This is a genomic window from Sphingomonas sp. 7/4-4 (genome assembly GCF_027941955.1).
GTDB lineage: Bacteria > Pseudomonadota > Alphaproteobacteria > Sphingomonadales > Sphingomonadaceae > Sphingomonas.
Genome location: NZ_CP115960.1, coordinates 2137011 through 2149632, shown reverse-complemented (window position 1 = coordinate 2149632; position 12622 = coordinate 2137011). Strand labels below are relative to the sequence as shown.

11 protein-coding genes and 1 pseudogene are annotated in these 12622 nt (G+C 65.0%); 4 read left to right on the top strand and 8 right to left on the bottom strand.

All coding sequences use genetic code 11. From position 1 onward, the window contains the following. Positions 1-17: 17 nt before the first annotated feature. Together PIB19_RS10815 and uvrA are read right to left on the bottom strand one after the other, a co-directional pair. Positions 18-1040 carry a DUF4238 domain-containing protein gene (locus tag PIB19_RS10815; protein ID WP_271240820.1) on the bottom strand — a complete coding sequence of 341 codons (1023 nt, stop codon included), beginning with the start codon at positions 1038-1040 and terminating at the stop codon, positions 18-20. Between the two features lie 3 nt (positions 1041-1043). Beyond that, a pseudogene (uvrA, locus tag PIB19_RS23640) lies at positions 1044-3970 on the bottom strand (excinuclease ABC subunit UvrA). A gap of 289 nt (positions 3971-4259) precedes the next feature. On the opposite strand from uvrA, the gene PIB19_RS10790 reads away from it, so the two are divergent. After that, positions 4260-5717 carry a hypothetical protein gene (locus PIB19_RS10790; protein WP_271240817.1) on the top strand — a complete coding sequence of 486 codons (1458 nt, stop codon included), beginning with the start codon at positions 4260-4262 and terminating at the stop codon, positions 5715-5717. A gap of 307 nt (positions 5718-6024) precedes the next feature. After that, complete coding sequence (locus PIB19_RS10785) at positions 6025-6948, top strand: MauE/DoxX family redox-associated membrane protein (RefSeq protein ID WP_271240816.1); 924 nt, start codon at positions 6025-6027, stop codon at positions 6946-6948. Positions 6949-6972: 24 nt separating this feature from the next. Here PIB19_RS10785 and PIB19_RS10780 read toward each other — a convergent pair whose 3' ends face one another. From PIB19_RS10780 to PIB19_RS10760, 5 genes are read right to left on the bottom strand one after another with little or no spacing between them, the layout of a single operon-like run. After that, on the bottom strand, positions 6973-7554 hold the full coding sequence (locus tag PIB19_RS10780) for a F0F1 ATP synthase subunit B family protein (RefSeq protein WP_271240815.1): 582 nt from the start codon (positions 7552-7554) through the stop codon (positions 6973-6975). Beyond that, positions 7547-8038, bottom strand: coding sequence for a F0F1 ATP synthase subunit B family protein (locus PIB19_RS10775; RefSeq protein ID WP_271240814.1), 492 nt, complete (start codon positions 8036-8038; stop codon positions 7547-7549). The genes PIB19_RS10780 and PIB19_RS10775 overlap by 8 nt, the downstream gene beginning before the upstream one ends. A gap of 51 nt (positions 8039-8089) precedes the next feature. Further along, positions 8090-8317 carry a F0F1 ATP synthase subunit C gene (locus tag PIB19_RS10770; protein ID WP_029936520.1) on the bottom strand — a complete coding sequence of 76 codons (228 nt, stop codon included), beginning with the start codon at positions 8315-8317 and terminating at the stop codon, positions 8090-8092. A 52-nt stretch (positions 8318-8369) separates the two neighbouring features. Further along, positions 8370-9152, bottom strand: a complete 783-nt coding sequence (locus PIB19_RS10765) for a F0F1 ATP synthase subunit A (RefSeq protein ID WP_271240813.1) — start codon at positions 9150-9152, stop codon at positions 8370-8372. A 39-nt stretch (positions 9153-9191) separates the two neighbouring features. After that, a complete protein-coding gene (locus tag PIB19_RS10760; protein WP_271240812.1) occupies positions 9192-9509 on the bottom strand; it encodes an AtpZ/AtpI family protein in 318 nt (105 codons plus the stop codon). A 164-nt stretch (positions 9510-9673) separates the two neighbouring features. Between PIB19_RS10760 and radC the strand changes: the two genes are divergently transcribed. After that, the gene (gene radC, locus PIB19_RS10755; protein ID WP_271240811.1) at positions 9674-10357 is read left to right on the top strand and encodes a RadC family protein; all 684 of its coding nucleotides are present in this window, start codon (positions 9674-9676) and stop codon (positions 10355-10357) included. Between the two features lie 83 nt (positions 10358-10440). On the opposite strand, the gene PIB19_RS10750 is transcribed toward radC, so the two are convergent. Continuing rightward, positions 10441-11058, bottom strand: a complete 618-nt coding sequence (locus PIB19_RS10750) for a hypothetical protein (RefSeq protein ID WP_271240810.1) — start codon at positions 11056-11058, stop codon at positions 10441-10443. A 236-nt stretch (positions 11059-11294) separates the two neighbouring features. Here PIB19_RS10750 and purB point away from each other — a divergent pair, with 236 nt between their 5' ends. Next, positions 11295-12605: an adenylosuccinate lyase gene (purB, locus tag PIB19_RS10745; protein ID WP_271240809.1), complete on the top strand. Its 1311-nt coding sequence runs from the start codon at positions 11295-11297 to the stop codon at positions 12603-12605. Positions 12606-12622 lie beyond the last annotated feature (17 nt).

Genomic DNA, 12622 nt, shown 5'->3' with positions numbered 1-12622 from the left:
CACGAGTAAGACGCTTGCTAACTTGTTTGCATCAACACTCCGGAGCGAAACTTAGGAAATTCTTCGTTATGCCTCTTGGCAAGAGCAAGATTTGCCTTCTTGCATATCACGAAACGTGACGCATACATTGCTTGTAAGGAATTGATAAAATCAACTTGATCTACGCCACCATCGATCGTTCCTCCAGCCTCAAACTGGTTTATCGCGATTTCGGCTTTATCGTTTAACGGTCGCAAAGACTCGCGAATCCTAATGGCATCTGAAATAGTTATTTTCCCTGAAGTAATGGCGGCGACCATTTCTTTCTGGCGCTCGCTTACTCCATCATTCCATTCTTTTCGGAGTCGAGCGGCAACACTTGGGCACATCGCGCACAGCACAAGATTCGAAGAAAGGGGCATGTAAATTTCGATACCATGAACACCTAAGCCGAGATTGCCGTAGGGCCCATGATCCTCGGCATTATGGAGGACAACGGGATGGTCGCCAATATAGAAAGCTCTTGAGGGATGCGCTCTCATCAGCATGAAGTTTTTTGCAGCTATTAAAGGAGTAAACTCTTCAATAAATCCTCTCATATTAAGGAGATGCCGTTTTTTAATATTTTCTTCGGTGGCTGGTTCGTATCCTTCTATGTCCTCCACCTTTCCTCCCATGCGCTCCACATGTTCGCGGAGCAATTTTTCCATCTGCCTCCACATGTCTCGACTTGCTTTGGTCCGAACAAACTGGAAGGCAATGAAAAAGGCGAGCGTTGCTTGCTGCTCAGGAGAGTTTTCGAGAACGCCAGTTTTTATGACATGGCGATAAACTGGAATTACGGTATCTTCTATTCTTCCGGCTATTTCTTCAAATGATGCGATGTAATCATCGTCGAACATGAACTCGTTAAATCGACGCTCGGCCATGATATTCTTTATTGAAGTAGTGAACTCCTTGCCGGTGTGCTTGTCGTACACCCGCACGCGTTCGTCGCGTTCGTTTATTGTGAACTGCCGGAGAATAAATTTGGGAACAAAGTGCTGATTTTGTGCCGCCATGCCTTACTCCGCCGCCACCGTCTCCCGGACCTTCCCCCGCTCCAGCAACGGCGCCAGATACCGCCCGGTGAAGCTCCGCGGCTCCTTCGCGACCGCCTCCGGGGTGCCTTCCGCGACGATCTCGCCGCCCTTGACGCCGCCCTCCGGCCCCAGGTCGAGGATCCAGTCGGCGGTCTTGATGACGTCGAGATTGTGCTCGATCACCACCACGGTGTTGCCTTGCTCGACCAGTGCGTGGAGGACTTCGAGGAGTTTGCGGACGTCCTCGAAATGCAGGCCGGTGGTGGGCTCGTCGAGGATGTAGAGCGTCTGGCCGGTGGCGCGGCGGGCGAGTTCCTTGGCGAGCTTGACGCGCTGGGCCTCGCCGCCGCTGAGGGTGGTCGCCTGCTGGCCGACCTTCACGTAACCGAGGCCGACTTCGGCGAGCATCGCCATCTTGTCGCGGATCGGGGGACGGCCTTGAAGAATTCGTGCGCGTCCTCGACGGTCATGTCGAGCACGTCGGCGATCGAGCGGCCCTTGAACTTCACTTCGAGGGTCTCGCGATTGTAGCGCTGGCCGTGGCAGACGTCGCAGGTGACGTAGACGTCGGGGAGGAAGTGCATCTCGATCTTGAGCAGGCCGTCGCCGGTGCACGCCTCGCAGCGGCCGCCCTTGACGTTGAAGCTGAAGCGGCCGGGCTTGTAGCCGCGCGCCTGCGCCTCGGGCAGGCCGGCGAACCAGTCGCGGATCTGGGTGAAGGCGCCGGTATAGGTGGCGGGATTCGACCGGGGCGTGCGGCCGATGGGGGACTGATCGATGTCGATCACCTTGTCGAGATGCTCGAGCCCGGTGATCCGGTCGTGCTTGCCGGCGAGGATGCGGGCGCCGTTCAATTGGCGCGCGGCGGCGGCGTAGAGCGTGTCGATCGTGAAGCTCGACTTGCCCGAGCCCGAGACGCCGGTGATGCAGGTGAAGGTGCCGAGCGGGATGCTGGCGGTGACGCCGGTGAGGTTGTTCGCGGTGGCATTGTGGACGGTGAGCTTCTTGCCCGAGCCCTTGCGGCGCTTTGCGGGGAGCAGGACCTCGCGGCGGCCGGTGAGATAGTCGGCGGTGATGCTGTCCTTGCAGGCGAGCACGTTCTCGAGGCTGCCGTGCGCGACGATCTCGCCGCCATGGACGCCGGCGCCGGGGCCCATGTCGATGACATAGTCGGCGGTGCGGATCGCGTCCTCGTCATGCTCGACGACGAGGACGGTGTTGCCGAGATCGCGGAGGCGCTTGAGGGTGACGAGCAGCATGTCGTTGTCGCGCTGGTGGAGGCCGATGCTCGGCTCGTCGAGGACGTAGAGCACGCCCGAGAGGCCGGAGCCGATCTGCGAGGCGAGGCGGATGCGCTGCGATCTCGCCGCCCGAGAGCGTGCCGCTGGTGCGGTTGAGGTTGAGATAGTCGAGGCCGACATTGTTGAGGAAGCCGAGCCGCTCGTCGATCTCCTTGAGGATCGCGCGGGCGATCTCGTTCTGCTGGTCGGTGAGCTGCGCGGGGAGGGTGGCGAAGAAGGCGAGCGCGTCGACCACCGAGAGGCGGGTGACGCTGGAGATGTCGCGCATCGCGACCTTGACCGCGAGCGCCTCGGGCTTGAGGCGGGCGCCGTGGCAGGTCTCGCAGGGGTGGCTCGCCTGATATTTGGAGAGCTCCTCGCGCATCCAGGCGGATTCGGTCTGGAGCATGCGGCGGTTGAGGTTGCCGATCACGCCTTCGAAGGGTTTGCGGACGTCGTAGGACTTCTTGCCGTCGACGAAGGTGAGCGTGACGGGCTTGCCCTTGGTGCCATAGAGGATGGCGTCGCGATGCTCCTCGGGCAGGTCGGCCCATTTGGTGTCGAGGCTGAAGCCGAGCTCGCGGGCGAGGGAGCCGAGCACCTGCATGTAATAAGGCGACGGCGGGTTGGACTTGGCCCAGGGGACGATCGCGCCCTTCTTGATCGTGAGATCGTGATTGGGGACGACGAGATCCTCGTCGAACACGAGCTTCTCGCCGAGGCCGTCACATGCCGGGCAGGCGCCCTGGGGGGCGTTGAACGAGAACAGGCGCGGCTCGATCTCGGCGATGGTGAAGCCCGAGACGGGGCAGGCGAACTTTTCGGAGAAGACGATGCGGTTGGCGGGGATGCCGGCATTCTTCATCGCGCCGGCGTCCTGCGTGTCGTTCTCGCGGCCGGGGGCGACGGCGTCGACCAGGTCGACATAGGCGAGGCCTTCGGCGAGCTTGAGCGCCTGCTCGAAGGACTCCGCCAGCCGCGTGGCGATTTCGCCGCCGACGACCAGGCGGTCGACCACGACTTCCACGTCGTGCTTGTACTTCTTGTCGAGCGCGGGGCTTCCTCGATCAGATAGGTCTCGCCATCGATGCGGACGCGCTGGAAACCGGCCTTCTGCCACTCGGCAAGCTCTTTCCGGTACTCGCCCTTGCGGCCGCGGACGACAGGGGCGAGGAGGAGCAGGCGGGTGCCTTCGGGGAGCGTCAGGACGCGATCGACCATCTGGCTGACGGTCTGCGCGGCGATCGGCAGGCCAGTCGCCGGGCTGTACGGGATGCCGACGCGCGCCCAGAGCAGGCGCATATAATCGTAGATCTCGGTGACCGTCGCGACCGTTGAGCGCGGATTGCGCGACGTCGTCTTCTGCTCGATCGAGATGGCGGGGGAGAGGCCCTCGATATGATCGACATCGGGCTTCTGCATCAGCTCAAGGAACTGGCGGGCATAGGCCGAGAGCGACTCGACATAGCGGCGTTGGCCCTCGGCATAGATGGTGTCGAAGGCGAGGCTCGACTTGCCGGAGCCGGACAGGCCGGTGATCACCGTGAGCGTGTCGCGCGGGATGTCGATGTCCACGCCCTTGAGATTATGCTCGCGCGCGCCGCGAACGGAAATGGTGGTAAGTGCCATGCCGGTCGTTCTATCTTCGTTCTGCTGGAAATTCCAGAGGTAGAGATAGGAACGCATCGCTCGATGCGCCAGTTTCCGATCGCCGGAAGTCGTTGCCGGGTGCTGGAAGCCGGACAAGCCCGGGATCGCGCCCTCCCCGGCGCGCAGAACCGGATTGGAGAACGAAAAGAACAAGTCGTTGCCGCGGCGCGAACAGGAGCTTCGTTGACTTTGCCCTTGTAGCGACAGTCATCTTTCGTTCAGCGATCGGGGCGGATGTTCTTGTTCGAGAACATGGGGAGAGACGGGCATGCAATGGAAGCGCGTCACGCGGCTGGGCACGATGAGCGGCGCGCTGGCGCTTTCGGCATGCATGATGCCGTATGACGGCGGGCCGTACGAAGCGCCGCCGCCCGTCTACAGCGCCGACGAGAGCCCCGACGCCTATTCCTATATCGATCGCGCGGACTCGCTGTGGGAGGTGATCGGCAACGCACCGCCCGACTACGCCTTTTCCTTCGAGGATGCCGAACCCTGGGCGTGGGAACTGCAGGACGGGGATTCGATCATCGTCGAAGAGACGCCCGACGGCATCCAGAGCTATTATTTCGGCCCCGAAGGCGAGGGACCGTTCCTCGCGGTGCGGCCGGGGATGAGCTTCGGCTTTTCCGGCGAGACGGTGGCGGTGGTTTATGGCCCCGACGGCGGTGCACTGCCGCGCGAGGAAGGGGCGGCAAATCTCGAGGAAGGCGTGGCGCTCTATGCGCGCGGCCGGCAGCTGCGGCGGGCGATGCAGCAGCGGCAATGGCGCGAAGTCGACAGCCAGGCGTGGATCGACACGGGTCCGCTGATCTGGAGCAGCATACAGATCTGGGGTGAGGGGCGCTCGCGCCATTCGGGCTGGCGGCGCCATCACGAGCAATGGCGCGACGCGGACTGGCGCCGCAGGTCCGAGGCCGAGCAATTGCGGCGCCGCGCGCTGGCCGAGCAGTTCCGGCGCTGGCGCGAGGGCGGATTCCAGGGGCCGCCGCCAGGCCGTTTCCATCGGCCGGGCGAGCATGGCCCCGGCGCGGGGAGGCCGGGCCGGCCGGGCGAGCCGGGAACGCGACCGCCGCGCCAGCCGGGCCAATGGGGCAGGCCGGGCCGCCCCTGGGCGGGGCGTCCGGGCGCTGGCCAGGCGACACCGACGATCCCGCGTGGTCCGCGGTGGCCGAACAAGCCGGGTGTGGACGCTCCGGAACCACCCGTGACGGATACGCCGCAGACGGCTCCCACACCGGTGCCGGGAGCGGGGTGCAAAGGCGCCCCGGCTGGGGCGGACGCCCACGTCCCGACCGCGGCCAGCGCTGGCCCGAGGGCTCGGCGCGGCCGGTGCCGGAAGGCGCCACGCCGCGCCCGCCACGGGTTGAAGGAGAACGCAGGGGCTGGGGCTGGCGCCGCCCGGACGCGGGCGCGGCTACGCCCGGTGCGCCTGCGCCGACGGAAGGCGCGACACCGCGTCCGCCGCGGCCTGAAGGCGGCAGGGGTTGGGGCTGGCGTCGTCCGGATGCGGGGACGCCCGGCACGCCTGCGCCGAACCGCTCTCGTCCGGCGGATATGCCGCGGCCCGTGCGCAGTGCACCGCCGCGTTCGAGCGAGCCGCGCGCTGCGCCACCGGCACCGCGCGTTTCTCCGCCGACGGCGCCGCGTCCCGCGCCGTCATCGGGACCCAAGGGCCGGCCCAGCCGAGTCGAGAGCGACAATTAGGCCGTATCGACATTCAACCTGACCCCTCTCCCTGCCGGGAGGGCCAGGCTGTATCGACATTCAGGCGAGCGAGGCTCTCAATCCTCCCCCGCAAGGGGGAGGTGGCACGCGCAGCGTGACGGAGGGGGCGGAAGCACTGCGCTCAATAGGAGAGTGCGCTGCTTACCTCCCCTCCGACGCCTTCGGCGCCACCTCCCCTGGCGGGGGAGGATTTGAATATCGATACGCCCTAAGCCGGATTGTGCGCGCTTCCCGACCGTCAATTCCTGCCCAGACTGGACATTCCTCACGCATGTGAAACAATAGCCGAAGATCTGGGGGGCGACCGCATGTCGGAAGAGCGCGCCTATACGCTGTTCGGAAGGATCAGCATCCTCGTCCTCGCGATACAGTGGATCGTCTTCGGCTCGATGCATTTCTCGTATCTTTCCGACACGCTCCTGCAGCTTCCCGGTTATTTCCACGATCCCTTCCGCGTGCCGATCGTCATCGTCACCGGCATCGCCGAAGTGGCGGCGGGAATCCTGATCCTCATTCCCGAGACGCGGAAGGCCGCCGCGCTGGGATCGCTTGTGCTGCTCGTCCTGCTGCTGCCGGCGATGTACCACATTCTCGAGAGCGGGCTCGATCCGGCCAGCCAGGTTCCCGGCTGGCTGCGTGCCGTGCTGGTGCCCAACAACATCTTCCTCGCGATCTGCTCGGTCTATCTATGGCGCAATCCGCATCTCGGCCTCGCCGATCCGCGCGCGCGCGTCGAAGCACAGGAGCCCCGCCCGAGCTGGTGGGCATCCGGCGACATGGGGACGCCGATGATCGCCCTGCTGCTATTATTGGCCAATTGCGCGGGTTTCCTCGCCGCGGGCTGGCCCAGCCGCGACACCGGCGCCGCGGTGTTGTGGGCGATGGCGAGCATCGCGGTCGGCGCGCTGATCGGCTTCCTGTTCGCGGTGCCGCGGATCAATCCCGAAGTGAAGATCCGCAGCCGGTTGATCCCCAATGCCAATGTCGAGGCGGTGTCGGACTGGCTGACCAAGATCCTCGTCGGCGTCGGACTGGTCAATTTCCAGTCGATCGGCCGCTTCGTCGATGGGCTCGCGACCCAGCTCGGTCAGGATATCGGCCGGACCCACGCATATGCGCTCGGCCTGATCGTCTATTTCTGGGCGGTCGGCGTGATCCAGGGATATGTGCTCACGCGCATCTTCCTCACCGCACGCTTCCGTGCGGAGATACAGGACGATCTGGTGGCATAGCCGGGCGCGCGCAGCGCCGGCGGCTCAGTTGAGCCGGCCGAGCCCCGATATGGTCTTGTCGACCAGTGCCTTGTCGGCGCCGGCATCGTGCTTTTCGGCGATGATCGCCGCGGCGGCGCGGGTCGCCGCTTCGGCGGCCTTGGTGCGGACGGCCTGGATCGCGGCGCGCTCGGCGGCGGCGATCTTGTCCTCGGCCATCTTGGCGCGGCGAGCGGTCAGCTCGGCGGCGTCGGCCTCGGCCTTGGCGAGGACGCCCTTGGCTTCCTCGTCGGCATGGGCGAGCATCGCCTGGGCCTGCGCTTCGGCGCCGGCGATCTTCTTCGCATATTCGTCGCGCAGCGCCTCGGCCTCGGCGCGAAGCTGCTTCGCCTCGTCGAGCCGGTTGCGGATCGCGGCGATCTGGTTGTCGAGCCCGCGGGTGACCAGGCCCGGGACCTTCTTCCAGACGAGGATCAGGAGGAACGCCGCCATCGCGATCGACACCCAGACAGTCGCGTCGAGCCCGAAGATCGACGGATCGGCATGATGCGCGACACCGCCCTCGGCCGTGGTCACGGCGTGCTCGGCGGCGGGATCGACCGCTGCGGGATGTGCTGCCTCAGCCATTGAGCGCCGCCTTCACTGCCTTCTTGGCCTCCGCGGCCGTTACCTTGGCGCCCGAGAAGCGCGCGACGATGTCGCGTGCCGCTTCGGCTGCCACTGCTTCGATTTCCGCGCCTGCCGCAACGCTAGCTTCGGCGATCTGCGCCTCGGCTGCCGCGATGCGGGCATCGGTCTCGGCATGCGCCGCGGCGAGCCGCTTCTCGGAAGCAGCAGTGCCTTGCGCGCGTGCCTCGGCGATGCGCTTCTGGGCACCTTCGCGCGCGGCATTCTCTTCAGCCCGCCACTTCTCTTCCGCATCGTCGGCAGCGGCACGCGCAGCCTCGGCGGCGGCGAGGTCGCCGGCGACCGACTGGTCGCGCGCGTCGACGGTCGACAGCACCTTGGGCAGCATGATCTTGCCCACGACGAAGAAGACGAAGCCGAACGTCACGAGCAACCAGAAGATCTGGGACGCGAAGGTCTCGGCGAGCTGGGAGATCTGGGGCATTGGATTCCTATCCAGCGGGCCGGGGACGCGCCCCGGCCCGTACCGGAGAAGTTACGCGACGAAGATCAGGATCATCGCGACGACGAACGCGAGCAGACCGAGAAGCTCGGCGGCCGCGAAGCCGATGAACAGGCGGCCCTGCTGGCCGTCGGCCGCGCCCGGATTGCGCAGCGCGCCTTCGAGGAAGCTGCCGAATACGTTGCCCACGCCGATGGCGGCCATGCCGGCGCCGATCGCCGCGAGACCTGCACCGATGAGCTTGGCTGCTGCTGGATCCATTTTTCTAAACTCCTGCTTCGAACTTGTTGGTTGGTACGGTTTACGGAAAAACTCAGTGCAGATGCTCGGCGTCGTTGATGTACAGCGACGTGAGCAGCGCAAAGACATAGGCCTGGATGCCGGCGACGAGGATCTCGAGCGCGGACACGCCGACCATCAGCACGAAGCTGGGGACGCTGACCACACCCGCCCAGACGGGGCTGGCATTGGCGGCGTTGATGACGAAGCCCGCGAGCACCTTGAGAAGGATGTGTCCGGCGATCATCGCCACGAACAGTCGCAGGCCGAGGCTGAAAGGCCGGAACAGGAACGACACCAGCTCGATCGGGAAGATCACGATGATCATCGGTAGCGGCGTGCCGTGTGGAATGAAGAGCTTGAAGAACTTGATCCCGTGCTTCCAGAAGCCGACGATCAGCACGATCGAGAAGCTCATGATCGCCAGCACGCCGGTGACGGTGAAATGGCTGGTGAAGGTGAACGGATGGATGCCCACCAGGCCCAGAGGCAGCAGCCCGAGCACATTGGCGAACAGGATGAACATGAACAGCGAGAACACGTAGGGAAGGTATTTGCGCCCTTCCTTGCCGATGTTCGCCGCCAGCATCGAATCGATGAAGCCGGTGAAGTTCTCGACCAGCATCTGCCAGCGGCCGGGCACCACAGCGCGCTTCATGCCGCCGAGCATGAATGCCCAGAGGACGAAGGCCGCGACGCACATCCACAGCGCCGAGTTCGTGAAGGCGATCTGGTGTCCGGCAATGTTGAAGCCGTTCCAGATCGTCTGCACCTCGAACTGGTGCATCGGGTCGATCTTGCCTGATTCAGCCGCCACGCTTGTTGATCCGCTTCATTAGCCAAAGCGCCCGAAGAGCTACTTCGAGCGCTGGTTCGAAATCCTGATGATGTTCCTGAAAGCGCTGCCTATTCCGAGGAACAGGAGCACGAGCAGGAGCCACGGGGAGGTTCCCAGCAGCCAATCGAGCGTACCGCCGATCACTGCTCCTCCGATCATGGAACCGATCAGTTCGGCCAGCACGCGGTTCCCGAGGCGATAGCTGGCATCGCCCTTGGTATCCACGGCGCCGGTCCTGATCGCCTCTTCCGATTTGGCTCGCTTCAGTCGCTCGTCCAGCGAGTTAAGGCGAACATCCTCGGGCAAGGGGTCCAGTCCGGGCTCGTTCTCGGCCAATTGCCTCTCCTTTAAGCCGTTTCCGGCAGGCCAGACGCATGTGCCGAGCGGCGAGCCCGCCAAGGCAGGGGCCGATTAGGATGGGGGGCGGCTGAGTCAACTATTGCGAACCCTCCCTCAAGCCTCTCCCTTGAAAGGGAGGGGCTTTTGAGGAACACCACGCCATGCCCGTCGATGCTCCCGACAATAATGGACACCGCGCCCGGCTACGCCGGCGGCTGTTCGAAGGCGGGCCCGATGCATTGCTCGATCACGAGCTGATCGAATATCTGCTCGCCCTCGCCATTCCCCGCCGCGACACCAAGCCGCTCGCCAAGGCGTTGCTCACCGAATTCGGCGGCATCGGCGGGCTGCTCACTGCCGATGCCGAAGCGCTCGCGCGCGTGCCCGGCATGGGCGAGACCAGCGTTGCCGCACTCAAGGCCGCGCATGCCGCGGCGCTACGGCTGCTGCGCGCGGAAGTGGCCGAGCGCCCGATCCTCGCCAATTGGCAGGCATTGCTCGATTATCTCCGCGCCGACATGGCGCACCACGCGATCGAGCGTGTCCGCGTGCTCCATCTCAATGCGCGCAACATGCTGATCCGCGACGAATTGATGAACGAAGGCTCGATCGACGAGGCCCCGGTCTATGTCCGCGAAGTGATCCGCCGCGCGATCGATCTCGGCTCGGCGGCGATCATCCTCGTCCACAACCACCCCTCGGGCGATCCCTCGCCCAGCCGCGCCGATATCGACATCACCCGCCAGGTCGCCGAAGCCGGCAAGCGCCTCGGCATAGCCCTGCACGATCACATCATCATGGGCGCGGAGGGCCATGTCAGCCTGCGCGCGCAGGGGCTGATTTAGTCACCTTTAGGTATGCGAAAACGGCCGCCGGGGGATATCCGGCGGCCGTTCGGGAGGTGCGCCATGCGTGGGGCGCGGAACGCTTACGGCTTGGGCGTCAGGAACGTCGCCACTTCGGCCTGGCTGACCGACTTGTTCTTGTCCGCATCGGCCTGTGCAAATGCCTGGCCGGCCCAGACGTCGGCCTCGGGCGAGCCGGGAGCGAAAGCCGGATCCGAAGCCTTGCGAAGCGTGCCCACCCAGGCACCGAACTCGGCCTGGCTCAGCGAGCCGTTGGAATCCTTGTCATAGGTGCCGAAATCGCGGCCGACTGCCTGCGTGACCTGCTCCGGCGTGGTCGCCGGCTGCGTTGCCGTGCTGCCCGCGCCCGTGGTTCCGGCGGTCGCATCGTTCGGCGGGGTGGCGCCCGGCTGGGCCGGGGTGGCTGGCGTTGCTGAGTCGGCCGGCGCAGTGCCGGGCGTCGCGGGCTGCGCCGGGGTCGCCGGCTGGGTCGGCGTGGGCTGGGCGGCTTCGGTCGCCGGTGCAGGCGCCGCAGCCGGCGCTTCCTCGACCGTGCCCGAGCCCTGCGTGCCCGGCGCGGAATCGTCGGTCGTCGCCGGCGTCTCGGGTTTGGACTGTGTCGCAGGCGGCGTTTGCTGCTGCGGCTGCGTAGTTTCGGTCGCGGGCTTGTCCTGCGCAAAAGCGGGCGCAGCAACAAGCATAGACGTCGCTAGAAGAACTGCCTTCAACATCTGTTTCATCTCCTGTTATTTGCTTCGCGGAACCTGAGGCAGCAAAGCACGAAACTGTTGCTATTCGCGTTTATGAACTTCTAAACTGGGGCTGTTGTTCCCAATTTCAGGCGTTGCGGCCACAGCTCACCCCTGCTAGGTGGCGCCTCGTCGCATTTCGATTGCCGTGTTGCGTTCGCGCAACGCCCGTCCACGGAGTTATAAGCATGGTCCCCCGTTATTCGCGGCCCGAGATGACCGCGATCTGGTCGCCCGAAACCCGCTTCGCGATCTGGTTCGAGATCGAGGCGCACGCGACCGAGGCGCTGGCCGAACTGGGCGTGGTGCCCAAGGCGGCGGCCAAGGCCTTGTGGGACTGGTGGGCGACCAAGCCGGCGATCGACGTCGCGGCGATCGACGCGATCGAGGCAGTGACCAAGCACGACGTGATTGCCTTCCTCACCTGGGTGGCCGAGCAGGTCGGCGAGGAAGCGCGCTTCATGCATCAGGGCATGACCAGCTCGGACGTGCTCGACACCTGCCTCGCGGTCCAGCTCGTGCGCGCCAGCGACATATTGATCGCCGATCTCGACAAGCTCCTCGAAGTGCTCGAGCGGCGCGCGAAGGAGCACAAGTTCACGCCGACGATCGGCCGCAGCCATGGCATCCATGCCGAGCCGGTGACCTTCGGCCTCAAGCTCGCCGAGGCCTATGCCGAGTTCAAGCGCGCCCGGAAGCGTCTGGTCGCGGCGCGCGAAGACATCGCGACCTGCGCGATCTCCGGCGCGGTCGGCACCTTCGCCAATATCGATCCGCGCGTCGAAGCGCATGTCGCGGAGAAGCTCGGTCTTGCAGTCGAGCCGGTATCGACTCAGGTCATCCCGCGCGATCGCCACGCGATGTTCTTCGCCACGCTCGGCGTGATCGCCTCGTCGATCGAGCGCCTCGCCGTCGAGGTCCGCCACCTGCAGCGCACCGAAGTACTCGAGGCCGAGGAATATTTCTCGCCCGGCCAGAAGGGTTCGTCGGCGATGCCGCACAAGCGCAACCCGGTGCTGACCGAGAATCTCACCGGCCTCGCCCGCATGGTCCGCAGCGCCACCATCCCGGCGATGGAGAATGTCGCCCTCTGGCACGAGCGCGACATCTCGCACTCCTCGGTCGAGCGCTATATCGGCCCCGACGCGACGATCACGCTCGATTTCGCGCTCGCCCGCCTCACCGGCGTCGTCGACAAACTGCTCGTCTATCCCGCGCGCATGCAGAAGAATCTCGATCGCATGGGCGGGCTCGTCCATTCGCAGCGCGTCCTGCTCGCGCTCACCCAGGCCGGAGTCAGCCGCGAGGACAGCTACCGCCTCGTCCAGCGCAACGCGATGAAGGTGTGGGAATCGGACGGCGAACTCTCGCTGCTCGAACTGCTTAAGGCCGACCCCGAAGTCACTGCGGCGCTTTCGGTCGAGGAACTCGAGGACAAGTTCGACCTCGGCTATCACTTCAAGCAGGTCGACACGATCTTCGCCCGCGTCTTCGCCTGATTTGTTCCCCTCCCCAA